The organism is Parviterribacter kavangonensis, from assembly GCF_056863335.1.
Genome location: NZ_JBXPJA010000003.1, coordinates 649893 through 671784, shown reverse-complemented (window position 1 = coordinate 671784; position 21892 = coordinate 649893). Strand labels below are relative to the sequence as shown.

Sequence of the window (21892 nt, the reverse complement as noted above, 5' to 3'; positions counted from 1 at the left end):
GTTCAGCTGTTCACGCAGGTCTGCGCGGCCTTGATGAGCTTCTTCATGACCGGGTTCTCGGCGTTCGGGTCCTTGCGGACCTCGGCGTCCGCCTTCTTGAACTCCGCGAACGAGACCGTCTTCTCGACCTTGTCGAGCGCGCACTCGCACGTCTTGCGCGACGCGCTGCCCGCGGCGGTGCAGGAGTCGATGAAGGTCTCGCGCACGTCGTCGGGATACTGGTTGCCGGCGGTCGTCTCCTCCGACGAAGACGTCTCGGTCTGCGTCGGCTTCGTCGCAGTGGAGGCGCTGTCGGACGAGCTGTCGTCGTCGCCGCAGGCGGCGACGCCGGCGAGTGCGAGGCTGAGGAGCAGAGCGGTCAGGGCGTGCTTCATGGTGCGTGGGTCCCCCTCGGGGTGGTCGTCGGACTTAGCGGCGGAAGGTCGCGATCGTGCGCTTGCCGGTCGCGTTGCCCGCTGCGTCCTTGGCGAGCACGTCGACGGCGATGGTCGCACGTCGTGTCGATCGCAGGCGGCGGAGCAGGATCTTCCGGCCGCCCTTGGCCAGGAGGCGCAGCGTCAGCGTGTACTGACAGGACTCGGAGCCCGGCCGGATCGAAGGCAACCGCACCGGCCCGCCGGAGCACGTGACGGTGTAGCCCGCCGCGGCCCCGGGCAGGCCCCGCCGCAATGGAGACGGTCCGCTCCTGGCACGAGCTCGACGCCGCGATCACCGACCGGTCCTTCGGCCGCCATCCCGGCCAGGCGCGGTCGACGCTCGTCTTCCGCGGCCTGGCACGCTCCACCTACACGAACATCTCGAGCCTCGCCCGGCTCGAGGGCGACTACGCGACCGTCGAGCGCCATCTGCTGCGCAACTTCCGCAAGTACGCGCACAAGGAGCGACCGGGGCCGACGGAGTGGGACTGGCTCGCGCTCGGCCAGCACCACGGCCTGCCGACGCGGCTGCTCGACTGGACGTTCTCGCCGTCCGTCGCGCTGCACTTCGCGACCGCCTCGTGGCCCGGCGACGACGCGGTCCTCTGGGCGGTCGACGTCGCGGCGGTCCACGGGCACCTTCCCGTCGTGCTGCGCGAGGCGCTCGACGGCGAGGGGTCGCTCGTCTTCACGACCGAGCAGCTCGCCTCCATCGCGCCGACGGTCCACGACCTCGACCGGCTTCGCGGCGACGAGCCGTTCGCGCTCTTCTTCGAGCCGCCGACCCTCGACGGCCGGATCGCCAACCAGGCGGCCGTCCTCTCGCTCCTCGCCGACCCGATGTGCCACATGCACGAGTGGCTCGGCGAGCGCGACGGCATGTGGCGGGCCTGGCGGATCCCGGCCGAGCTCAAGACCGAGATCCGCGAGCGGCTCGACCAGGCCCATATCCACGAGCGCCTGCTCATGCCGGGGCTCGACGGGCTCGCCGCCTGGCTGCGCCGGTACTACTCGCCGCAGCCGTTCGACGACGAGCGCGACCGCGGCGGCTCGATGGACGGCAGCGACGCCCGTCCGCAGACCGAGGGGTCGATGGCCTAGCGGCGCGGGCCCCGGGAGCGCGGGCCTCAGGCGGCGGGCTCGGGGACGCGCTCGCGGATACCAAGCGCGGGCAGCTCGACCGTGAACGCGGCGCCGCCCTCCTCGCGGGTGCGGGCCGAGACCGTGCCGCCGTGTGCGGTGACGATGGCGTGCACGATCGCGAGGCCCAGTCCCGCGCCCGCCGGCCCGCGCCCACGGGCGGGCTCGGCGCGCCAGAAGCGCTCGAACAGCTCGTCGCCGTCCTCGACCGGCAGCCCCGGCCCGTCGTCGGCGACCTCCAGGCGAACGTGCTCCCCGCGACGGTGCACGTCGATGTGCACCGGCGTCCCCGGCGGCGTGTGCACGAGCGCGTTGCGCACGAGGTTCCCGATCACCTGGCGCAGCTCGTCGGCGTCGCCGAGCACGAGCGTCTCGTCGGCGTCGGCCTCAAGGGCGATCGAGCGGTCCGGCGCGGCGGCGCGGCCGTCGTCGGCGGCGTCGCGCGCCAGCTCGGCGAGGTCGACCGCGTCGCGGGCGCGCTCGCGCGTCTCGTCCATGCGGGCGAGCAGCAGCAGGTCCTCGACCAGCACGCCCATGCGCGCCGCCTCCTGCTCGATGCGGCTCATCGCCTTCTCGGTCTGCGCCTCGTCGCTCGCCGCGCCCATGCGGAACAGCTCGGCGTAGCCGCGGATCGACGCCAGCGGCGTGCGCAGCTCGTGCGACGCGTCGGCGAGGAACTGGCGCAGCCGCTCCTCCGAGGCCTGCCGCTCGGCGAACGCGGTCTCGATCTTCGCGAGCATCCGGTTGAGCGCCAGCCCGAGCCGGCCGACCTCCGTGCGCTCCTCCGCCGGCTCGACGCGGTGCGAGAGGTCGCCCTCCGCGATGCGGCTGGCCGTCGCGCCCATGCGGTCGAGCGGGCGCAGCCCGACGCCGATCACCCACCAGCCGAGCGCGGCCATGAGCAGCAGGACGCCGCCGACGACGGCGAGCATCACGAGCAGCAGCCGGTCGAGCTGCTCGTCGACGCCCGACAGCGGGACGGCGACGATCGTCATCCAGCCGGCGCGCTCCGGCTGGGCGTCGACGCGGTACTCGAGCGAGCCGTCCTTGGCGTCGACGGTGATGGTGCGGTCGAGCGGCACGTCCGCCGGGAGCGCGGGCGGCGACGGTGCGGCCTCGCCGTACGTGAGCACGACGGAGCCCTGCGTCGTGCCCGTGTCGTCGCGCCGCTCGGCGTAGACGCCGGGCGGCAGCGACAGCGTGCGCTCCCTCGGCCCGTCGCCGTCGCGGTCCGGGAACGGGCCGGGGCCGCCGCGCGAGATCGGTCCGCCGAAGCGCTCACCCGGCGGCGCGGGCACCTGGTTGTCGTCGAGCGCGCGGCGCGCGAGCGGCTGGGCGGTCGCGGCCTGCTCGTCGACGCGTTCGGTCAGGAAGTTGCGCTGCTGCGTGTAGATGACGGTCGCGAGGACCGCGAAGCAGACGGCGGCCAGCACGAGGACGCCCGCGAGCAGGCGTCCGCGCAGCGACCGCAGCCTCCGGATCATCGCGGCAGGCGCAGCGCGTACCCGACGCCGCGCGCCGTGTGGATGAGCGGCGGCCCGTGGGCGTCGAGCTTCTTGCGCAGGTAGCTGACGTACGTCTCGAGCACGCGGCCGTCGCCGCCGAAGTCGTACTCCCAGACGTTGTCGAGCAGCTGGCCGCGGCTGAGCACACGGCGCGGGTTGAGCAGGAAGAAGCGCAGCAGGCGGTACTCGGTCGCGGTCAGCTCGATCGGCTCGCCGGCACGGGTGACCTCGCGCGTGTCCTCGTCCATCTCGAGGTCCTCGAAGACGAGCTTCGTCGACTCGTCCTCGGTCTTGCCGACGCGGCGCAGGATGGTGCGGATGCGGGCGACGAGCTCCTCGAGGGAGAACGGCTTCGTGACGTAGTCGTCGCCGCCGGCGGTCAGGCCGCGGACCTTGTCCGGCGTCGCGTCGCGCGCGGTGAGGAAGATGATCGGCACGTCGGTGCGCTGGCGGCCGAGCTTCTCCGCGACGTCGAAGCCCTCCATGTCGGGGAGCATCACGTCGAGGACCATGAGGTCCGGCTTGAAGGCGCCGACCTGGTCGAGGGCCTCCTGCCCCGTGGCGGCGGACGCGACCTCGAAGCCCTGGTAGCGGAGGGCCATCGAGACGACGTCGACGATGTTCGGCTCGTCGTCGACGACGAGGATGCGGTGCTCGGCAGTCGTGGTCACGGTCCGATCATCGTCGCGCACGCTTCGGGTGGACTGGGAGCTTCCCGGGAGGAACCCGGGAGCGCGCGGTCCCAGCATCGTCCCGGGGTCGCCCCGGGGCCTTCCGACGGGCGGAACGGAAGGTGGCTCCCATGATCGAGATCGTGGTGCCCGTCTACAACGAGCAGGAAGCGCTCGCGGCGTCGATCCGCCGCCTGCACGATCACCTGAGCGGTGAGCTGCCGTTCGACTGGCGGATCGTCATCGCCGACAACGCCAGCACAGACGCGACGCCGCAGCTGGCCGACGCGCTGGCCGCCGACCTGCCCGGCGTGCGTGCGCTCCACCTGCCCGAGAAGGGCCGCGGCCGCGCGCTGCGGACCGCGTGGAAGGCGAGCGACGCGGACGTCCTCTGCTACATGGACGTCGACCTCTCGACGGACCTCAACGCGCTGCTGCCGCTCGTCGCGCCGCTCGTCTCCGGACACAGCGACGTGGCGATCGGGACGCGGCTGGCGAGCGGGTCGCGGGTCGTCCGCGGCGCGAAGCGCGAGCTGATCTCGCGCAGCTACAACCGCATCCTCCGCGCGGCGCTCGCGACCCGCTTCTCCGACGCCCAGTGCGGCTTCAAGGCGATCCGCGCGGACGTCGCGAGGGAGCTGCTGCCGGACGTGCGCGACGAGGGCTGGTTCTTCGACACCGAGCTGCTCGTGCTCGCGCAGCGCCAGGGCCGGCGCATCCACGAGGTGCCGGTCGACTGGACCGACGACCCGGACTCGCGCGTCGACGTCATGCGCACCGCGCTGGACGACCTGCGCGGCGTCGCGCGGCTGCTCGCCGGTGCTCGCCTGACGCGGTTCCTCGCGATCGGCGTGGCGTCCACGCTGGCCTACGCGGTCCTCTTCCTTCTCCTGCGCGGCGGGCTCGGCGCGGGCGGCGCGAACGCGGTCGCCCTCGCCTTGACTGCCGTCGGCAACACGCAGGCGAACCGCTTGCTGACCTTCCGCATCCGCGGTCGTGAAGGGCTGCTGCGCCAGCACGTCATGGGCGCGGTGGTGTTCGTCCTGACGCTCGGGCTGACGAGCGGCGCGTTGGGCGTGCTGCACGCGATCGACGCGTCGCCGGCGCGACTCGTGGAGCTCGGCGTGCTCATCGCCGCGAGCGTCTGCGCGACCGCGACCCGCTACGTCGCGCTGCGGTCGTGGGTCTTCGCGCGCCGCCGGCACGCCGTCGCCCAGCTCCTCTCGCCCCTCTCCTGAAAGGCCTTCCGATGTCCTCGGCTTCCTTCCCCGCCCCCGCCGCCGCCCTGCCCCGGGCGGCGGCCCGCGCGCGTGCACTGCCGGTCCGCGTGGAGCTGCTCGGCCTCCTCGCGCTCGCCGCCGTGCTGAACCTCTGGGGCCTCTCGATCAACGGCACCGCGAACGAGTACTACGCCGCCGCGGTCAAGTCGATGGCGTCGAGCTGGCACGCGTTCCTCTACGGGTCGTTCGACGTCAGCGGGATCCAGACCGTCGACAAGCCGCCGCTGGCGCTGTGGATCCAGGCGCTCTCCGTGCGCGCGTTCGGCTACGGGTCGCTGCAGCTGCTCGTGCCGCAGGCGCTGATGGGCGTCGCGAGCGTCGGCCTCGTGTACGACCTCGTGCGGCGCCGCTTCGGCCGCTTCGCCGGCGCGGTCGGCGGGCTCGCGCTGGCGCTGACGCCGATCGCGGTGGCGATCTCGCGGCACAACAACCCCGACGCGCTGCTCGTCCTGTGCTGCGTGCTCGCGCTGTGGGCCATCGTCCGCGCGCTCGAGGACGGCCGCGCGCGCTGGGTGGTGCTGAGCGGCGTCGCGGTCGGGCTCGGCTTCGAGGCGAAGATGGCGGCCGCGCTGATGGTCGTCCCGGCGATCGTCGCCGCGTACCTGTGGGTCGCGCCGCGCGGCCGTGCGGTCGCGGCGCGTCAGCTGGCTTGCGGCGGCGCGGCGATGGCCGCGGTCGGGCTCGCCTGGCCGCTGCTCATGTGGCTCACGCCCGCGAGCGATCGTCCCTGGATCTCAGGGACGAGCGACAACAGCGTCTGGTCGCTCATCCTCGGCTACAACGGCCTCGGGCGGCTGTTCGGCCAGGACGGCGGGCCCGGCGGCGCCATGGGCGGGCCGGGTGGCGGCGGCGGTCCGGGCGGCGTGTTCGGCGGCGAGACCGGCGCGCTGCGCCTCTTCAACTCGGCGCTCGGCGGCCAGGCGGGCTGGCTCATCGGCTTCGCCCTCGCCGGCGGGATCGGCATCGCCGTCCTCAGCCGGCTGCGCCGCACCGACGCCCGCACCGGCTGGATCATCGCCGTCGGCGGCACCGCCCTGACGATCGCCGTCGCGTTCAGCCGCGCCGAAGGGATCTTCCACCCGTACTACGTCTCCCAGCTCGCGCCGTTCGTGGCCGCGCTGGTCGGCGCCGCGGCCGGAGAGGTCGTGAGGGGCCGCCGCGCCGCGCGCGCCGCCGCGGCTGAAGACGTCTCGGGCCGTGCCCCTCTCGCCGCCGGAGAGGCGTCGTCGGATGAGGTCGTCGACGACGGCGGGCCTCGCTCGCGCGTCTTGGGCCCGGCGGTCATCGCCGGCGGCGTCTTCTCGGAGATGCTCGTGCTGCGCGAGAACGGCGCGTTCACGTGGCTGCCGCTCGTCCTCTGCGGCGTCGGTGCGTTCACCGCCGTCGTGCTCGCGATGGGCGTGCCGAAGCGCGTTCGTCTCGGGGCGGTCGCCGTCGCTCTCACCGCGCTGCTCGCCGCTCCGGCGACGTGGGCGGCGCAGACGGTCGGTCACGCGACGAGCGGGACGTTCCCCGCCGGCGGGCCGGCGACGATGACCATGGGCGGCCCCGGCGGCGGAGGCGGCGGGATGTTCGGCGGCAACTCGGGCGTCTCGGAGGCGGTCGCCTACGCGCAGGCCAACGGCGGCGGCACGATCGCCGTCTCGAGCCAGAGCAGCGCGGCCGGGACGATCCTGAGGGGCGACGGCGTCGACGTCGCGGCGATCGGCGGCTTCTCCGGCCGCGAGAGCGAGGTGTCGATCAGCTGGCTCGCCGACGCGGTCGAGCAGGGCCGCATCCGCTACGTCCTCACCGACGGCGCGAGCGGCATGCCGAACGACGGCCGCACGGGCGCGACGACCGTGATGAGCGCCGCCGCGCAGGTCGGTCGGGAGACGTCGGTGAGCGGTCTCTACGACCTGCAGGGCACCGCCGACGCGCTGCGGGCGCTCGCCGGCTGACGGACTCAGAAGGCTCCCGGGCGGCCTTCACGGCCGGCCCGGGAGCCACCGCGATCGTGATCCTCATGACCAGCCGCAAGCTCATCTCCACCGCCGCGGCGGCCGCGGCGGCCGCGGCCCTCGCCGTGGGCGCCTTCGCTCTGGGCAGCAGCAACTCCGACGGCGCGACCGGATCGCAGGCCGCGGCGTTCGGGCAGCCGCCCGCGGGCGCTCCGGCCGGCGCTCCGAACGGCGCCATGCCGCCCGGCTTCGGCGAGCCCGTCACCGGCTCCACCGCGACGAAGGTCGCCGACGCCGCGACGGCCAAGTACCCCGGCGAGGTCGACCGCGTCATGAAGCTCGGCGACGGCTCCTACGTCGCGCACGTCATCACCTCCACCGGCGAGCTGCACGTCACGGTCAGCAAGGACTTCGAGGTCACCGGCTCCCGGCAAGGCGGGCCGGGCGGTGGCGGCACCAGCGGGGACACAACGCAGAGCTGACGGGGCCTCTGCGCCGCAGGGGACGCGGGGCCGGCGCGGCGAGCGCCGGCCCCGTCGTCGTTCTCAGCCCCCGTCGATCTCGTCGAGCGTGCGGCCGGAGACGACCGACTGCGGCTCCTCGGCCACGACGTCGTAGCCGCGGCGCGCCTCGTCATCGCGGCGCTTGAGCAGCAGCCACTGCGACTTCAGCCCCTCGCCCCGCGTGCGCTGCAGGACGAAGCCGCCGCGCAGCTTCTCGCCGTGCAGCACGAAGACCGCGTGGCCGCGCTCGATCGCCTCGGGCCACCGCACGCGCCCGCCCTGCTCGTACGTCCCGCGGTCCCAGATCGACACCGGCCCGTAGGACGACGGGCCCTCGAAGTCGTTGTAGGCGAGCCCGTGGTCCTCGACCTGCACCGCCAGGCGCTTGTCGGCCGGGTCGAGCGAGGGCCCCTTCGGCACCGCCCAGGAGCGCATGACGCCATCCACCTCGAGCCGCAGGTCGAAGTGGTGCGCGGTGGCGCGGTGCTCCTGCACGACGAAGACGCCGGCCGGGACGCCGCGGATGCCGAGCTGCTCGTGCCCCTCGGCCTTGACGCGCTCGACGGTCGCCTCGCCGGCGGCCTCGACGAACGACTCGACCGCGTCCGCATCGCCCTCGACGTGCGCCCGCACGGCGCCGTCGTCGTCGGAGCGCAGCCACCCCAGCAGGCCGAGCTCGTCCGCGCGCGCATGCAGCGCATCGCGCACCGCCTCGGGATCGTCGGCGGGATGGATGGTGACTCGCCGGGCCGTCACCCGGCCGAGCGTACTTCAGCTACGCCGCGAAGCTGAGCGGCCGCCGCGCATCGGCGCGGAACTCGCTGGGGCTGACGCCGGCATGGCGGCGGAACGCCTTGGTGAAGTGCGCGGGCTGCTTGTAGCCGACGAGCGTCGAGACCTGGCGGACGGTGAGCTGCGGGTCGCGCAGGAGGCGCTCCGCGTTGCGGATGCGGATCTGCGTGAGGCAGTCGCGGAACGGGGCGTCGGCGTGCTCGGCGAAGCAGCGCTGCAGCTGACGGCGCGAGGTCGCGATGCGCTGCGCGACGTCCTCGAGCGTCAGCTCCCGGCCGTGCTCCTCCTGCATGACGTCGAGCGCCTCCCGGAGCAGGGTGGTGCGGTGCATGTAGGTCGAGCGGCGCTGGGTCATCGTGGTCCTTCTACGCACGAGCATCGGGTGCGGGATGCGTGCACCCGAGCCAGCTCGGCCGATCAGCCGAGGACGAAGTCAGTGCGTCGCGTCGAACAGCAGCCGGCAGCCGGGAAGCAGCAGCTCGCCGCGCGCGGTGCGGTCGGTGGCGAAGGCGACCGTCAGCGTCGCGCTGAGCCGCTTGCCCGCCTGCGTGGCGGTGACGCGCTGCGCTCGTGCGCCCCACGTCGTCTCGCCGTCGCTCGTCGCGCGGCGCAGCACGCGCCGTCCGGCGACCGCGAGCTCCGCGGTGCCGCAGGCCGGAGCGGCGTTCGGACCGGGGGTGATGCGCAGCGACGCGAGCGCCTTGGCCCCGCGCGGGACGGTGAAGCGGCCCGCCGCGACGTAGCCGAGCGCGGGCGACAGCCGCCACGTCCCGGGGCGCGGGCGGCGCGGCGCGCCGGCGCTGCGCAGCCGGGCCACGGGGCCGCGCGCGTTGGCGTGCGTCAGCCCGGCCACGGTCACCGTCGCGACGGTCGTGGGTGCGACGCCGGCGATCCGCGCCGAGCGCTTCCCGGCGGCGACCACTCGCTGCTCGGTCCGGCCGTCGCCGAGCGCGACGTCGACGACGTGGCGGAACCCGGGCTCGCGCGCACGCCACCGCACGACCAGCGCGGACGCGGTGCGCTGCACGCGCAGCCTGGCCGGCTTCGCCGGCTTCGGGGGACCCGGCGCACGGTAGCGGCCCGCGACGATGCGCGCCCGCGGCAGGCCGTTCTGCTCGACCATCGCGACGATCCGCCGCGTGCCCGCCGGGCCGTCGGCGGGCCGGAACCGCTGGCTGCCGCGCGCCGCGGCGGTCGCGGCGATGACGTGCCAGACGTCGCGGCCGCTCTCGACGAAGCGCACGCGCTGGCCCGGGATCGGCCGGACGCGGTAGTGCAGCGTGCGCTTGCGTCCCGTGCCCGAGACGGTCGCGCGGGCGGCCGGGTCGGCGACGCCGAACGCCTCGCGCACGCGGCGGACCTCCACCGCGCCGTCGTCCTCCAGCCTCCACGTCCCCGCCGACGGGCGGCGGATGAGCAGGTACGTCGTTCCCGTCTCGGTCTTGACCGCCGACAGCCGGCCGGCCGTCGCCTGCGGCTGGTCGTTCGTCACGGAGATGCGCTCGCCGCGCGGGCCGGTGAGCGTGACGCTCGGCGCCGCTCCCTCCCCCTCGACGGCGAACGCCGCGCTGCGCAGCCCCGGCTTCAGCACGTAGCGCCGTGCGGCCGCGGCGTGCGCGCGGCTGCCGATCGCCGGGCGCCACGGGCTGAGGTCGCATGAGCCCCACCACGCGTCGAAGTCGCCGCCCCACGTGTAGCCGACGCCCGCGCGGAAGTACGCCTCGATGCACGCGCCGATGCCGATGTTCGACGCGATCATGTCCGCGCCCGCGCACGGGTCGCTGATGAACGGCACGCGGATGCAGACGCGTTCCGACCCCTCGAGGCTGAACGCGTTCAGGCCGTCGACGAAGCCGCGCAGCTTCCCGTTCGCGTAGGCGACGCCGAGGTCCCAGTTCTGGTCGCCGCCCAGCTCGAACAGCCCGGTCGACGAGTAGCGCACGTACGCGCTGCCGAGCTGGAAGCGGTCGCCGAAGTACTTCTCGATGAGGTTGGCGGTGCCGGTCAGCTCGACGACGAACGGGTCGCCGAACACCGCCTTGAAGACGCCGTTGACCGTCACGGGCTGGACGCCCTTGATCGTCGGGCCGGCGCTGAACGCGGCGCTGCCGGTGAGCGAGAACGGGCTGCGCACGACCTCGAACCCGATCCGCTGGAGGTACACGCCGGCCGACACCGGGACGTTGAGCCCGGACACCGACGCGCGGAGGAAGTCGAAGTCGCCGCGGTACAGCCCGAACGCGACCTTCACCTCGTACGGCTTGCCGAAGCGCAGCACCGCGGTGGCGCTGCCGGTCAGCGTGCCGCCGGCGCGGTAGCCGAGCGCGACGTCCTTCAGCTCGAGCCCGAGCGCGGTGACGCGGTCGATGCCGAACGAGAGCCCGTTGAAGCTCGACCCGTGGTCGTTGTCGGTCGTGAACCCGGTCGTCGCCGTCGTCGTGCGGTCGCCGAGGTAGTTGAACGGCCAGAAGCCGAACTTCAGCGTCGGGTCGACCTGCGCGCCGCCGGCGCGAGTGAGCGAGACGACGACGCGCTCGGGGCGGAAGAAGAGGAAGAGATCGACGAGCGGCTCCTCCCCGCCCGCGCTGACGATGAGCGGGCTCGCGTTGTCGATGACCTGCTTCGGGCGGTCAAGGACGCCGCTGAGGTCCCAGTCGACCTCGCCGTCGTAGAGCCGGATGCGCGTGTGGTCGGCGGGCGAGACGCGCACGTCGCCGCCGTCGCTCGAGACGCTGCGCAGGCGCGTGTTGATGACGAGCCTGCCGTCGCTGCCGGGTTCGAGCAGCAGGCCGTTGAGCTTCACCGGGATGCCCGTCGCGACGACCGTGTCGGCGCCCTGCGCGCGCATGCACCGCTCGCTGCGCGCGTCGATGAAGTCGGCGCGCACGGTGCGCACGCAGTTGCCGACGACGCGCATCGTCTTCGTCGCGGTCCGCTCCGTTCTGCCCGCGGTTGGCGACGGCGTCGCGGTGATCGTGATGTCGGAGTAGGCGACGGAGGTCGGGGCGTTCTCGGCCGCGGTCAGCCGCAGCGTCGCGTCCGCGCCGGTGCCGGGCACCGGGTTCGGCGTGAACGTCGCGGTGACGCCCTGCGGCAGGTTCGACGCGCTCAACATGATGTCGCCGTTCGAGCCGTTGAAGCGGTTGATCGAGACGGGCACGTCGACGCCGTCGCCCTCGGGGAGGTTGACCGGGTCGGTCGCGACGGAGAGCGCGAAGTCGGGCGGCGGCGGAGGCTCGACCGCGGGATCGGGCGTGGTGATCGCGAGGTCGTCGATGATGATCCCGAGGTAGAACGCGGGGCCCGAGACCTCGACGGCGGCGATGTCGGCGGTCGTGCTCAGCGTCGTGACCGACAGCTGCTTGTTCGCGGTCGTCGTCCCGGCCGCGACTGTGGTCGTCTGCGTGCCGACGGCCTGGTTGTTCGCGTCGAGCGCGCGCAGGGTGACATCCGTCGTGACGCTCGGGTCGTTGCCGAGCAGCCCGACGCGCACGCTGACCGTGCGCGCGAGGGTCCCGAGCCGGCCGACGGTCCGGCCGCTCGCTCCCTCCGGGCAGCCGCCGGGGCACTCCGAGATGTCGGCGACGCGATCGCCCGACGTCGCCTGCGACGGCACGGACTTGATCACCGGCAGCCAGCCGTCGCCGCTCGCCGGCCCGCGGAACGTCACGCCATGCGACTGCGCGTACTGCGCCGACACCGTCGTGCCCGCCGCCAGGTCGTCGAAGGTGATCGTCCTCGTGACCGCGTGCGCGGGCGCAGCGAGCAGCGCCGTGACGAGGATCGTGAGCGCGGCGAGCCTCACCGGCAGACCCTACGCCTGTCCGGTGCGCTTGTGTGAATCGGTTCTCCGGTGCGATGGTGGAGCCTTGAGCACGCTCGCCTCCGACTTCGCCTCCATCGCCGCGTCGCTGCCCGGCGAGCACGGGCTCGCGGTGTCCGCCGTCGGGCCGGGGCAGCCCGTGGAGTCCACGGGCACGCTGCAGTCGGCGGAGGCGTGGTCGACGGCGAAGGTGCCGCTGGCGATGGCGGTGGTCGCCTCCGGGCTCGGGGCGTCGCTTGCCGACGAGCTGGAGGCGGCGATCTGCGTCTCCGACAACGCGGCTGCGGAGCGGTTGTGGGAGGCGCTCGGGGGCGGTTCGGCGGCTGCCGAGGCCGTGACCGCTCAGCTGCGGGCGGCGGGCGATCGCGAGACGGTCGTCGAGTCGCGGCGCGTGCGACCGCCGTACACGGCGATCGGCCAGACCGCGTGGTCGCTGTCGGCGCAGGTGCGGTTCGTCGCCGGGATGGGATCGCTCGAGGCGGGCGCGGCGGTGCTCGACCTCATGGCCCGCGTCGCGCCCGACCAGCGGTGGGGCCTCGGGACCGTGGACCCGGAGGCGCGGTTGAAGGGCGGCTGGGGACCGGATCCGTCGATCGACCGTCAGATGGGGATCGTGTCCGTGCGCGGGTCGCCGCTCGCCGTCGCCCTGCTCACCCGGCCGGCGGACGGGTCGCACGAGACGGGGATGCGGAACCTCGACGTGCTCGCCAGTGCGCTGATCTAGCTGGCGATCGCGCGCCAGAGGCGGTGCACGTCTCGCTCCGTCGTGTTCGTCTGGCCGATCGAGACGCGGATGTAGTGCGTGTCACCGACGACGGAGGGCGTGACGAAGAGGTCCGGGTGGCGGTTGATCCTCGCGACGAGCGCGTCCGTCGCCTCGTTGCCGTCCACGTGGCGGAAGCTGACGAGCGCGAAGGAGACGGGCGCGATGCGTTCGAGGTCCGGGTGCTCGTCGATCTTCGTCGCGAGGTCGTCGGTGAGGGCGATGTGCTCGCGCAGCTTGGTTCTCAGGCCTTCGGCGCCGAAGCTCCGCAGGACCCACCACAGCTTGAGCGCGCGGAAGCGGCGGCCGAGCGGCACGTGCCAATCGCGGTAGTCGATGACCTCGCCGCTCGCGGACGCGGCGTTGCGCAGGTAGGGCGGGAGGATCGAGAGCGCCTGGATGAGCGGCTCGCGGTCGGCGACCCACAGGACGTTGCAGTCGAAGTTCGTGAAGAGCCACTTGTGCGGGTTGAACGTCCAGCTGTCCGCTCTCTCGCTGCCCGTCGCGTGGTGGCGCTGCTCCTCGAGGAGCATCGCGCTGCCCGCCCAGGCCGCGTCGACGTGGTGCCAGAGGGCGTGCTCGGCCGCGAGGTCGGCGACGGCGTCGACGGGGTCGACCGCTCCGGTGCCGGTCGTGCCGATCGCGCTGGTGACGATGGTCGGGACGAGCCCGTTCGCGCGGTCCTCGTCGATCGCGTTGCGCAGTGCTGTGGGATCGAGCGCGAAGGCGTCGTCGACGTCGACGAGCCGGACGTGCTCGAAGCCGGCCACGCGCGCGCCGCGCTCGACCGAGCTGTGCGCCTGGGCGGAGCCGTAGGCGACGAGGCTGTGGAGCTCGCGCCCCTGCCTCGTCGCGCGGTCGCGGGCGACGACGTGGACGAGGTGCGTCGCGTCCGAGGCGCTCATCTGGATGACGCCGCCGCCCGGCCCGACCGCGGTCTTCCACGTCTCCGGAAGTCCGAGCAGGTCGACGAGCCAGTCGAGCACGTGCGCCTCGATCTCCGTGAGCGCGGGGCTCGTCGACCACAGCATCCCCTGGGCGCCGAGGCCGGCGGAGACGAGCTCCGCGAGGATCGAGGGCGGCGACACGTTCGCCGGGAAGTACGCGAACCAGCCGGGCGACTGCCAGTTCGTGATGCCCGGGAGGACGACGTCGTCGAGGTCCTTGAGCAGGTCGTCGAACGGCTCCGGCCGCTCCGGCGCGCTCGGCGGGAGCTTCGCGCGGGTCTCCCCCGGCTCCACCTGCGCCTGGATCGGCAGGTCCGCAACGCGCTCCATGTACCGCGCGACCCACTCGACGACCTCGTGGCCGTGCCGGCGGAACTCGTCGGGCGTCATCTCCAGGCGGTCGGGCACCGCCCCAGTATGCGAAAGCGCCGCGGCCGCCCACGTCGGGGCGACCGCGGCGCGCCGCCATCCCGGCTGTCCCCGAGCGGCGACTGGTCACCGCCGCCCGGCTCTCACCGGGCGGCGGCGGCTCGCTGTCGTGCTGCTCCTAGTGCAGGACGGGGCGGAGCGGGCGCGCCTTGCGCGGCGCGGGCGCGGCGGCGGGCTCCTCGACGGGCTCCGGCCGCTTCGCCGTCACGGTGGCGGGCTCCTCGGGGAAGCCGCTGTCACCGAGCAGCGAGTTGAACCACATGAGGATGCCGACGGAGAACGCAGCTCCGGTGACCATCGCGAAGACGACAGCCGCAGTCGACGAGACCATCCACATCCCGATCTCGATCAGGATCTGGGTGCACAAGATGAGGGCGCCGTACACGAGGACGATGCCTGGATCACGATCAGCGAGCTTCATGGGCTGATCGTCGGCGAGACGCGCTCCCATCGCGTCCGCAGACCCCGCCCCTCCTCGTACGTAGTTCCCCGCGGTCCCGGGGTTCGGTCAGCCGCCGGCGAGCCCTACTCGAACGGATAGCCGGTGAGGCCGCGCCGCGTGCACCGCGACTGCCGATCGGACGCCGCGACCTTGACGGCCTGGCGCGCCATGTCGTACTGAAGCCGGAGCAGCGACCGCCGAGACTTCCGCGCCCGCTTCACAGCGCGCTTCAACCGCGCCGCCTTCCGCTTCGCCACGGTCTCCGCCTTCGTCGCCGCGAGGCACTCGGCGGTGATGTCGAGCCGGCTGGTCAGCGCGTTGGAGTGGGCGAGCTCGAGGGAGTAGCCAGCGCCCTCGCAGCCGATCTGCTTCACGCGGAGGAAGTACCGGTGTCCCCGTACCGAGGTGAACGCGACGCGTCCGGCCGTCACCGGGGCGGAGGCGGATGGCGCCGCCGGATCCCACCCGAGCCCGATGGTCCCGAGGTTCCGCTCGTACGACACCTCCTCGTCGGCATCGAGAAGATCGATGAGCAGGCGACCGGTCGGCTTGGGACACGCGGTGAGGAGCGTCGCCAGCACCCCGATCTGCTTCGGCGCCCGCACGTACAGGACGTACCAGTCGACGTCCTGCGGCGTCTCGAGCCCGGCGGCCAAGCTGCTCTGGAGAACCGGTCCCGTCGCCGTCGCGGCGGTCTCGTTCGGCTCGAACGGTCCATCCGCCGCGGCAGTCCCGGCGAAAGCGAGCAGCGCGGCGCAGGCCGCGAGGGGGATCAGGCTTCTCAAGTGCACTCCGAACACGTCGGCATTTCGTCGACGTATCTTGAACGTTCCGGCTCAGCCGGTTCAGCGGGTCACGCCGAAGTGCGTGACCGTGAGCGAGGGCGCCTCCTTCGACGGCGGGAGCGTGGGGTCGTCGAAGAGGGCGCAGTCGTCGATGCTCTGGCAGCCGCAGTTCGTCGCGGACTCGAGCCAGGTGCGGACGCGCTCGGCGCGGGCGATGAGGGCGTCGATCTCGGGGAGGCGGCGTTCGGCGACCTCGCGGAGGTGGTCGGACATCGGGTCGGCGCCGTGGTGGACGAGCTCCTTGATCTCGTCGAGCGAGAGGCCGGCGCGCTGAGCGACGTCGATCACCGTCAGGCGACGCAGCGCGGTCTCGTCGTAGCGGCGCTGGCCGCTCACGCGCTCGACCGGCGGGAGCAGCCCGATGCGGTCGTAGTAGCGGACGAGCGAGACGTTGACCCCGGCCTTCGCCGCCACCTCGCCGATCCGCATCGTCGTGTCGTTCTCGTTCATCCCGTGTCGTCGCTTGACCTGAAGCCGACTTCAGCATCCACTCTACGGAGCATGTCCACTCCGATCGCATGCAGCCTCGACCCCGGCGCCTACCGCGCCCGCATCGACGACCTCTCCGCGCTCGCCGCGCGGGCGCTCCTCGCACGGACGCCGACCGAGGGCGGAGAGCGGTTCACCTTCCGCGACGACGAGTCGGTCGAGGCCCAGCTGCGCGCCGCGATCGCCGCCGAGGCGACATGTTGCACGTTCCTGAAAATGGAGCTCGAGCGGCGCGACGGCACGCTCGTCCTCGACGTGACCGCCCCTGAGGAGGCGCGGCAGGTCATCGCGGAGCTGTTCGCGTGAGCGTCTTCGAGAAGCTCCTCGGCGGCGGCGCGGTGCTCCTGGCGCTGTGCTGCGCGCTCCTCCCCGTGCTCGGCGCCGCGGTCGGCGGCGGCCTCATCTCGTCGGCCGGGGCAGTCGGCGTCGTCGCGGGCGTGGCGGTGCTCGCCGGCGTGATGGCCTTCGTCGCCCGCCGTCGCCGTCGGGGCGCCGCCTGCTAGGCCGGCTGGAGGTCGGCCAGCGCGGCGAGGACCTCGTCGTCGTGGGTCTTCGGGGAGGCCTTCGGGATGACGTGGCGGACGACGCCGTCCTCGTCGAGGATGAACGTGGCGCGGAGGTTCCCCCAGTAGGTGCGGCCGTACATCGACTTCTCGGCCCAGACGCCGTACTGCTCGGCGACCGCGTGGTCCTCGTCGGCGAGGAGCGTGAAGTTGAGCGACTGCTTGTCGTGGAACTTCTTGACGTCCTTGACCGGGTCGGGCGAGACGCCGAGGACCGTCGCGCCGGCGGCGTCGTACTCGCCGCCGCGGTCGCGGATGCCGCAGGCCTGCGTGGTGCAGCCGGGGGTGTCGGCCTTCGGATAGAAGTAGAGGACGACCCGCTTGCCGCGCAGCGAGCTCAGCGTGACGGGGTCGCCGTCCTGGTTCGGGAGCGTGAAGTCGGGGGCCTCGGCGCCGGTCTCGATCATGGCCTCAGTATGCGACCCCCGGGCTCACCGGCCCGGATCGCGGACGAGGAACGGCGTGGCATCGAACGTCGCCGATCCGACCAGGCTCACCCCCTGCGGCCCCCGGGGGTCGCCCCACCAGTTGCGCTCGGCGACCACCGAGAGGTTGCGCACCGCCGCCGCCCCGACGCCGCTGGTCACGATCCGGTTGCGGCCCGGGCTGTGGAGCACGCCGCCGCCGAAGTCGATCGCGGCGCCGGCCGCGCCGCCGGAGTAGTCGTCGAACGCGAGTCCGTAGTGACCGCTGCCGGCGATGTCGTTGTGGGCTCCCTTGATCGCCGTGTTCGCGAGCGTGCCGCTGTTGTAGAAGTCGACGCCCGCGTAGGACTGGTCCAGGATCGTGTTCCGGCGGATGTCGGCCGTGATCGACGCGTTGTTGCCCCAGCCGAATCCGGCGTAGTTGCTCAGCATCACCCCAGCGGCCTTGCAGGCCTCCAGCCTGTTGCGGAAGACGTCGTAGTGGGCGACGTTGTCCACGCCGATCATCTCGAGAGCGATGCAGCTGCCGTTGTTGTTCGGTGACCTGGGAGCGTCGCTCGGGACCCACGGCGTGGTCCCCGCGCGGCGGATGGCGGTGTCCCGGACCTCGAAGGCGAGCTCGAGGCCCCGGCCCAGGAGCGCCGCCTGGAGGCCGCTGCCGTTGGAATCGGAGATGTCGCTGTCACGCATCCTCAGGCGGATCGTGCTCCCCGGCTGACTGCCCGGGCCGCGTGGGTTCGGGGGCGCGCCGTAGAGCTCCATCGCGGTGGCTGACGCGTTGCCGAGACGGTTGGGGTTCGTGTAGCGGTAGCCGCGCACGTCCACGCCGATCTTCGCGTCGCCGTCCTGGAAGACGAGCAAGCCATCGTTGTTGGTGATGGCACTTCCGACGTCGTCGACGACGATGCCGTGCAGGCGTGCGCCGACCGTCGCAGCTTCGTCGGCGTCGATCTGCATCGCGTTGTGGACGACGGCGTACGGCGGCAGCTGCTCGGCGAAGGCCTGGAGGTCGCGGAACACGGTGCGCTTCACCGTGAGCCGCACGCGTGCGGCGTCGGTCGCCCGCAGCAGCAGGCCGCCGCTGGCGGCCTCGGCGAGCGTGTTCTCCTCGATGCGGAGCTTCGATCGCGTCGCCCCGGAGCTGCGGAGGGCGATCCCGGCGGCGCCGGAGACGAAGCTCTGGCGCAGGACGGCCCCGCTGGCGTCGGCGAGCCCCGGACCGAAGTTGCCGACCGAGTGCGTGCGGTTGAAGCCGGTCAGGAGGTTCCCGGAGATCGTGACGCGCCCGACGTCCTCGCCGGTGATCGCCGAACGGGCGGTGTCCGCGATGTGGAGGTTCCGGACGACAGTCCGCTCCGCGAGGACCACGCCGGCGCCGTCGTGGCGCGCGGGATCGGTGTTCGTGATCGTGGGCGCGACCGTCGCCGGGTCGGAGACCGGCCCGGCGTCCCCGGTGAGCTTCTGCCCCGGCTTCAGGGCGATCCCGCCGTCGAGCGGCGAGGCCCCGGCCCGCGGGACGAGGACCACGATCTTGTCGCGCGGCCGAGACGCGGACTCAGCCAAGGCGAGCGCGTCGAACGGACGCGTCCGGGAGCCGTCTCCGCCGGGCGCGGCGCCGGCTTGGACGTACCACCGGCCACCACCGGGAAGCGGACCGGTCCCGGCGCCCGCCGGGGCGGCCGGTAGCAGGCAGAGCACCAACACGGCGAGCACGCCGAACCGCCGGCAAGCGTTCGGTGGATGGCCTCTCTGAGCACTGCGTCGCTGCGACATCTCCCAGTTCCCCCGACTCGATCTCGCCCGGAGGCTGGCACCGGCGGGCCGCTGCGAAGTAACCGCCGGGCGGACCGCTTGTCGGTTCGGCCAAGCGGACGACGAAGCTCGCCCGGAGGCTCAGAGGAGGCCGGTGGGGTCGGCGGGGACGTCGACCGCCAACTCGCGGAGGGCTTCGATCGGCACCCACTCGAGTGCGCTCTCGTGGGTGCACGCGAGGATGACGAAGCAGGCCGCGCCGTCGTCGTAGGCGCGCTTCCAGTTCGGCGCCGTGACGCACCAGCGGTCGCCGGGGACGAGGCCGGGGAAGTCGAACTCGAGCCGCGTGGTGACGAGGTCGTTGCCGATCGACTTCTGGTGCGCGAGGAACTCCTCGGTCATCACGCCGCAGATCAGGTGGGTGGACTGGCCGAACGGGTCCGGGCGGCAGCACCCGTCGCGGTGGAACCCGGTCATCGGGTCGACGCCGCACTCCTCGAGCGGCCCTCCGAGCACGTTGCGCTGACTCACGGGCCCGAAGGATCGCGGAAGGCGGCCGAAGGCGCCTCGAAGGCAGGGCGATCAGGCGCGCGCGAGCGCGGCGTTCCAGCGCGCGACCGTCTTGCGGAGGCCCGCGATGGCGAGGGTGCCGCAGGCGGCGGGGACCCAGATCGCGATCGCGCGGTAGGCGAGGACGGCCGGGAGCGCGAGGGAGGCCTCGACGCCGAAGGCGATCAGGACGCCGGTGGTGCCGCCGGCGACGAGGCCGGGGAGCGGGATCGTGTTGGCGAGTGCGCCGGTGAAGTAGGCGATCACGAGGACCTCGACGGGCGGCGGCGAGCCCAGCGCGGCGAAGGTCGACGCGAGGACCGCGAGGTCGAAGCCCCACCAGGCGAACGCGCCGGCCAGGCGGCCGTCGAACCCGCGGGCGAACCCGATCGCGCCGCGAACGGCCTCGCCGAAGAGCGTCTCGGTGCGCGAGAGGACGAGCGCGGCGACGATGACCGCGATGCCGAACAGCGCGGGAAGCAGCGCGAGGGCGACTGGGCCGGTGCCGCCGGCGAGCAGCGCCACCCCGGCGACGGCGAGCGCCGCCATGAACACGGCGTAGAGCAGGACGAGGAACGTCAGGAGCGTGCGCACGGCGGAGCGGGCGCCGAGGCCCGCGCGGGCCAGCGCCCACAGCGTCAGGGCGATCCCGCCGAGGCCGGCGGTCGGCAGCACGCGCGACGCGGCGGTGCCGGCCAGCGAGACCTCGGCCGCCTGGCGCGCGCCGATCGCGTCGGTCGCCCGGCCGGCGATGAGCCAAAAGAGCAGCGCGTAGCCCGTGAACGAGAGGACCTCGCACACGATGCCGAGCGCGAGGAAGCCGACATCGGCGTTCGCGACGCGCTCGAGCGCCTCGGTCAGCTGCGCCGCCGGGCCGCGCGTGAAGGCGAGGACCGCGAAGACGACCGCGCCGAAGGAGACCAGCGCCAGCACCTGCCCGCGGCCCGGCCGCGCAAGCGAGCGCGGCCGGGCCTCGAGCGCCTCCCCCGTGACCCCGCCGGGCTGCGCGGCCGCGAGCAGCGCATCGGCGGCGCCGCTGACGCGCGTCACGAGCGCGTCGCGCAGCCGGCCGGCGCTCGCGGGCGGAGCCGGCGAGAGGGCGATCGGGCGGGGCAGGGTCGGCATGCTCGGAAGGATCGGTCGTGGAGAGCAAGGGGGCATCGGGGGGATCCCGGAACTTGTTCACCAGAGACCCCGGCCGTTACGGAGACTCATCGGGGTCGACCCCGGCGTGTGTGCGATCGGCTACTTGAGGAGCCGCGAGAGGCGCCGGTCCTTGAGGACCTTGCCGCCGGTCTGGTCGTTCGGGCAGTAGCACATGACGTAGTCCTCGTAGTGCACGGCCTCGATCGTCGTGCCGCAGCGCGGGCAGGGCTCGCCCTGCTTGCGGTGGACCTGCAGCGGCAACGGGAGCTTGTCGGGGATGGGGAGCTCGACGACGCGCTCGTAGTGCTCCAGCGCACCGCCGAGGACGTCGACGATCGCCTCGCGCAAGGCGGCGGCCTCTTCCGCAGACAGGTCGTCTCCGCGCTTGAACGGCGACAGCCGAGCGGTCCACAGGATCTCGTCGACCCACGACCGCCCGATCCCGGCGATCACGCGCTGGTCCCGCAGGACGGAATGCAGCGGGCGCGACCCGCCGGCCGCCAGCAGCGCGGCGAGATCCGCCGGAGGGTCGGGCCACGCCTCCGGCCCCAGCGTCGCGATCGCGTCGTCGGCCAGGACCGCGTCCTCACCCCGCAGCACCTTCACCCACGCCGCCTGCCGGGTCCCGAACTCGCGCAGGCGCAGCTCGCGAGTGGGTGGGGTCGAATCCAGCCGCAGCAGCAGCCGGGACGTCCGGTCTCGCAGGCCGGCGCGCTTGTCGTACAGCTGCAGCCGCCCCGCGTTCATGAGGTGCACGAGCACCTTCAGGTCGCCGGCGACGTCGATGACGAGGTGCTTGCCGATCCGCCGCACGCCCTCGATCGCGTTGCCCTCGAGCGCCTGCAGCGGAGGGTCGAACGTCTTCAGGGCGTTGATGCCCGGCGCCAGCGTCGATTCGATCACGACGCCCCGGACGGCCGCGGAGATCCGCCGCGCGGTGATCTCGACTTCCGGCAGCTCGGGCACGCCGGAGCCTCAGCTCGCGGCAACGGCCGCGGCGATCCGGTCGAGCTCGCGCGGGCGCATCAGCGCGATGAGCTCCGCCTGCGTGCCCTCGATGCGCACGCCCGCGACGCCGCCCTTCTTCAGCTCGATCCGCGCGCCCGTCAGATCGAGCACGACCTGCGAGAAGTCCGGCTCGTGCCCCACGAGCAGGACGCGCTGGTCGGCGCCGGCCGCGTGCATCAGCGCACGCGCATCGCCGAGCGTGAAGCCGCCGCGCAGCGGCTCGTGCACGACGGGTTCGATCCCGAGCGACTCGCACGCCAGCACGGCCGTGTCGAACGCCCGCACCTTCGGCGAGGTCCACACGTCGTGGATGACGAGCTCCAGCGCGGCGAGCGCCCGGCCGGCGCTGACCGCTTGCCCACGGCCGCGGTCCGTCAGTGCGCGATCGTCGTCCGGCGCGGGAGACGCATGCGGCACCGCCTCGCCGTGACGGAGGAACCACAGCTGCTGAGCCATAGTCGGGC

Annotated in this window: 24 protein-coding genes; 7 read left to right on the top strand and 17 right to left on the bottom strand. The window is 73.3% G+C overall.

Annotation, left to right across the window (positions count from 1 at the left end; genetic code table 11):
- Window positions 1-2: 2 nt before the first annotated feature.
- Both AC1UE4_RS23145 and AC1UE4_RS23140 read right to left on the bottom strand, forming a co-directional pair.
- Window positions 3-374 (bottom strand): hypothetical protein, encoded by a 372-nt coding sequence (locus AC1UE4_RS23145; protein WP_482919695.1) that lies wholly within the window; start codon window positions 372-374, stop codon window positions 3-5.
- 34 nt (window positions 375-408) lie between these two features.
- Window positions 409-609 (bottom strand): hypothetical protein, encoded by a 201-nt coding sequence (locus tag AC1UE4_RS23140; RefSeq protein WP_482919694.1) that lies wholly within the window; start codon window positions 607-609, stop codon window positions 409-411.
- 59 nt (window positions 610-668) lie between these two features.
- Here AC1UE4_RS23140 and AC1UE4_RS23135 point away from each other — a divergent pair, with 59 nt between their 5' ends.
- Complete coding sequence (locus AC1UE4_RS23135; RefSeq protein WP_482919693.1) at window positions 669-1517, top strand: FRG domain-containing protein; 849 nt, start codon at window positions 669-671, stop codon at window positions 1515-1517.
- A 26-nt stretch (window positions 1518-1543) separates the two neighbouring features.
- Here AC1UE4_RS23135 and AC1UE4_RS23130 read toward each other — a convergent pair whose 3' ends face one another.
- Both AC1UE4_RS23130 and AC1UE4_RS23125 read right to left on the bottom strand, forming a co-directional pair.
- Window positions 1544-3040 (bottom strand): sensor histidine kinase, encoded by a 1497-nt coding sequence (locus AC1UE4_RS23130; protein WP_482919692.1) that lies wholly within the window; start codon window positions 3038-3040, stop codon window positions 1544-1546.
- Window positions 3037-3732, bottom strand: a complete 696-nt coding sequence (locus tag AC1UE4_RS23125) for a response regulator transcription factor (protein WP_482919691.1) — start codon at window positions 3730-3732, stop codon at window positions 3037-3039. The genes AC1UE4_RS23130 and AC1UE4_RS23125 overlap by 4 nt, the downstream gene beginning before the upstream one ends.
- 131 nt (window positions 3733-3863) lie before the next feature.
- Between AC1UE4_RS23125 and AC1UE4_RS23120 the strand changes: the two genes are divergently transcribed.
- The 3 genes from AC1UE4_RS23120 to AC1UE4_RS23110 all read left to right on the top strand — a co-directional run bounded on the left by AC1UE4_RS23120 (window position 3864) and on the right by AC1UE4_RS23110 (window position 7434).
- Window positions 3864-4970 carry a bifunctional glycosyltransferase family 2/GtrA family protein gene (locus tag AC1UE4_RS23120; RefSeq protein ID WP_482919690.1) on the top strand — a complete coding sequence of 369 codons (1107 nt, stop codon included), beginning with the start codon at window positions 3864-3866 and terminating at the stop codon, window positions 4968-4970.
- A gap of 11 nt (window positions 4971-4981) precedes the next feature.
- Window positions 4982-6952 carry an ArnT family glycosyltransferase gene (locus tag AC1UE4_RS23115; RefSeq protein WP_482919689.1) on the top strand — a complete coding sequence of 657 codons (1971 nt, stop codon included), beginning with the start codon at window positions 4982-4984 and terminating at the stop codon, window positions 6950-6952.
- Window positions 6953-7017: 65 nt separating this feature from the next.
- A complete protein-coding gene (locus AC1UE4_RS23110; protein WP_482919688.1) occupies window positions 7018-7434 on the top strand; it encodes a hypothetical protein in 417 nt (138 codons plus the stop codon).
- A 63-nt stretch (window positions 7435-7497) separates the two neighbouring features.
- Here the strand turns inward: AC1UE4_RS23110 and AC1UE4_RS23105 are convergent, their stop codons facing one another.
- From AC1UE4_RS23105 to AC1UE4_RS23095, 3 genes are all read right to left on the bottom strand, one after another.
- Window positions 7498-8211: an acylphosphatase gene (locus tag AC1UE4_RS23105; RefSeq protein WP_482919687.1), complete on the bottom strand. Its 714-nt coding sequence runs from the start codon at window positions 8209-8211 to the stop codon at window positions 7498-7500.
- Window positions 8212-8230: 19 nt separating this feature from the next.
- Complete coding sequence (locus AC1UE4_RS23100; protein ID WP_482919686.1) at window positions 8231-8602, bottom strand: helix-turn-helix transcriptional regulator; 372 nt, start codon at window positions 8600-8602, stop codon at window positions 8231-8233.
- Between the two features lie 78 nt (window positions 8603-8680).
- On the bottom strand, window positions 8681-12052 hold the full coding sequence (locus tag AC1UE4_RS23095; RefSeq protein WP_482919685.1) for a hypothetical protein: 3372 nt from the start codon (window positions 12050-12052) through the stop codon (window positions 8681-8683).
- Window positions 12053-12116: 64 nt separating this feature from the next.
- On the opposite strand from AC1UE4_RS23095, the gene AC1UE4_RS23090 reads away from it, so the two are divergent.
- Complete coding sequence (locus AC1UE4_RS23090; protein ID WP_482919684.1) at window positions 12117-12794, top strand: serine hydrolase; 678 nt, start codon at window positions 12117-12119, stop codon at window positions 12792-12794.
- Here the strand turns inward: AC1UE4_RS23090 and AC1UE4_RS23085 are convergent.
- From AC1UE4_RS23085 to AC1UE4_RS23070, 4 genes are all read right to left on the bottom strand, one after another.
- Window positions 12791-14188, bottom strand: coding sequence for a pyridoxal phosphate-dependent decarboxylase family protein (locus AC1UE4_RS23085; RefSeq protein WP_482919683.1), 1398 nt, complete (start codon window positions 14186-14188; stop codon window positions 12791-12793). The two genes, AC1UE4_RS23090 and AC1UE4_RS23085, sit on opposite strands and share 4 nt — an antisense overlap.
- A gap of 139 nt (window positions 14189-14327) precedes the next feature.
- Window positions 14328-14630, bottom strand: coding sequence for a hypothetical protein (locus AC1UE4_RS23080; RefSeq protein WP_482919682.1), 303 nt, complete (start codon window positions 14628-14630; stop codon window positions 14328-14330).
- A gap of 104 nt (window positions 14631-14734) precedes the next feature.
- The gene (locus tag AC1UE4_RS23075; RefSeq protein ID WP_482919681.1) at window positions 14735-15436 is read right to left on the bottom strand and encodes a hypothetical protein; all 702 of its coding nucleotides are present in this window, start codon (window positions 15434-15436) and stop codon (window positions 14735-14737) included.
- A 60-nt stretch (window positions 15437-15496) separates the two neighbouring features.
- Entirely contained in the window at window positions 15497-15946 is a 450-nt protein-coding gene (locus AC1UE4_RS23070) for a MerR family transcriptional regulator (protein ID WP_482919680.1), read from the bottom strand.
- 51 nt (window positions 15947-15997) lie between these two features.
- Here AC1UE4_RS23070 and AC1UE4_RS23065 point away from each other — a divergent pair, with 51 nt between their 5' ends.
- Window positions 15998-16291, top strand: a complete 294-nt coding sequence (locus tag AC1UE4_RS23065; RefSeq protein ID WP_482919679.1) for a hypothetical protein — start codon at window positions 15998-16000, stop codon at window positions 16289-16291.
- Window positions 16288-16488, top strand: coding sequence for a hypothetical protein (locus AC1UE4_RS23060; protein WP_482919678.1), 201 nt, complete (start codon window positions 16288-16290; stop codon window positions 16486-16488). The genes AC1UE4_RS23065 and AC1UE4_RS23060 overlap by 4 nt, the downstream gene beginning before the upstream one ends.
- Here AC1UE4_RS23060 and bcp read toward each other — a convergent pair.
- The 6 genes from bcp to AC1UE4_RS23030 all read right to left on the bottom strand — a co-directional run bounded on the left by bcp (window position 16485) and on the right by AC1UE4_RS23030 (window position 21884).
- Window positions 16485-16955, bottom strand: a complete 471-nt coding sequence (bcp, locus tag AC1UE4_RS23055) for a thioredoxin-dependent thiol peroxidase (protein WP_482919677.1) — start codon at window positions 16953-16955, stop codon at window positions 16485-16487. The two genes, AC1UE4_RS23060 and bcp, sit on opposite strands and share 4 nt — an antisense overlap.
- Before the next feature lie 24 nt (window positions 16956-16979).
- On the bottom strand, window positions 16980-18536 hold the full coding sequence (locus tag AC1UE4_RS23050) for a hypothetical protein (RefSeq protein ID WP_482919676.1): 1557 nt from the start codon (window positions 18534-18536) through the stop codon (window positions 16980-16982).
- A gap of 330 nt (window positions 18537-18866) precedes the next feature.
- Complete coding sequence (locus tag AC1UE4_RS23045; protein WP_482919675.1) at window positions 18867-19256, bottom strand: DUF2237 family protein; 390 nt, start codon at window positions 19254-19256, stop codon at window positions 18867-18869.
- Between the two features lie 51 nt (window positions 19257-19307).
- A complete protein-coding gene (locus tag AC1UE4_RS23040; protein WP_482919674.1) occupies window positions 19308-20399 on the bottom strand; it encodes a lysylphosphatidylglycerol synthase domain-containing protein in 1092 nt (363 codons plus the stop codon).
- 120 nt (window positions 20400-20519) lie between these two features.
- Complete coding sequence (locus tag AC1UE4_RS23035; RefSeq protein WP_482919673.1) at window positions 20520-21386, bottom strand: DNA-formamidopyrimidine glycosylase family protein; 867 nt, start codon at window positions 21384-21386, stop codon at window positions 20520-20522.
- Between the two features lie 9 nt (window positions 21387-21395).
- Window positions 21396-21884, bottom strand: a complete 489-nt coding sequence (locus AC1UE4_RS23030; RefSeq protein ID WP_482919672.1) for a SixA phosphatase family protein — start codon at window positions 21882-21884, stop codon at window positions 21396-21398.
- Between the last annotated feature and the right edge of the window lie 8 nt (window positions 21885-21892).

What these genes read in the sequence shown, in the direction of transcription:
- AC1UE4_RS23145 (WP_482919695.1), bottom strand. Translation starts at nt 374, where the DNA reads ATGAAGCACGCCCTGACCGCTCTGCTCCTCAGCCTCGCACTCGCCGGC.
- AC1UE4_RS23135 (WP_482919693.1), top strand. Translation starts at nt 669, where the DNA reads ATGGAGACGGTCCGCTCCTGGCACGAGCTCGACGCCGCGATCACCGAC.
- AC1UE4_RS23130 (WP_482919692.1), bottom strand. Translation starts at nt 3,040, where the DNA reads ATGATCCGGAGGCTGCGGTCGCTGCGCGGACGCCTGCTCGCGGGCGTC.
- AC1UE4_RS23120 (WP_482919690.1), top strand. Translation starts at nt 3,864, where the DNA reads ATGATCGAGATCGTGGTGCCCGTCTACAACGAGCAGGAAGCGCTCGCG.
- AC1UE4_RS23115 (WP_482919689.1), top strand. Translation starts at nt 4,982, where the DNA reads ATGTCCTCGGCTTCCTTCCCCGCCCCCGCCGCCGCCCTGCCCCGGGCG.
- AC1UE4_RS23110 (WP_482919688.1), top strand. Translation starts at nt 7,018, where the DNA reads ATGACCAGCCGCAAGCTCATCTCCACCGCCGCGGCGGCCGCGGCGGCC.
- AC1UE4_RS23100 (WP_482919686.1), bottom strand. Translation starts at nt 8,602, where the DNA reads ATGACCCAGCGCCGCTCGACCTACATGCACCGCACCACCCTGCTCCGG.
- AC1UE4_RS23080 (WP_482919682.1), bottom strand. Translation starts at nt 14,630, where the DNA reads ATGAAGCTCGCTGATCGTGATCCAGGCATCGTCCTCGTGTACGGCGCC.
- AC1UE4_RS23070 (WP_482919680.1), bottom strand. Translation starts at nt 15,946, where the DNA reads ATGAACGAGAACGACACGACGATGCGGATCGGCGAGGTGGCGGCGAAG.
- AC1UE4_RS23065 (WP_482919679.1), top strand. Translation starts at nt 15,998, where the DNA reads ATGTCCACTCCGATCGCATGCAGCCTCGACCCCGGCGCCTACCGCGCC.
- bcp (WP_482919677.1), bottom strand. Translation starts at nt 16,955, where the DNA reads ATGATCGAGACCGGCGCCGAGGCCCCCGACTTCACGCTCCCGAACCAG.
- AC1UE4_RS23040 (WP_482919674.1), bottom strand. Translation starts at nt 20,399, where the DNA reads ATGCCGACCCTGCCCCGCCCGATCGCCCTCTCGCCGGCTCCGCCCGCG.
- AC1UE4_RS23030 (WP_482919672.1), bottom strand. Translation starts at nt 21,884, where the DNA reads ATGGCTCAGCAGCTGTGGTTCCTCCGTCACGGCGAGGCGGTGCCGCAT.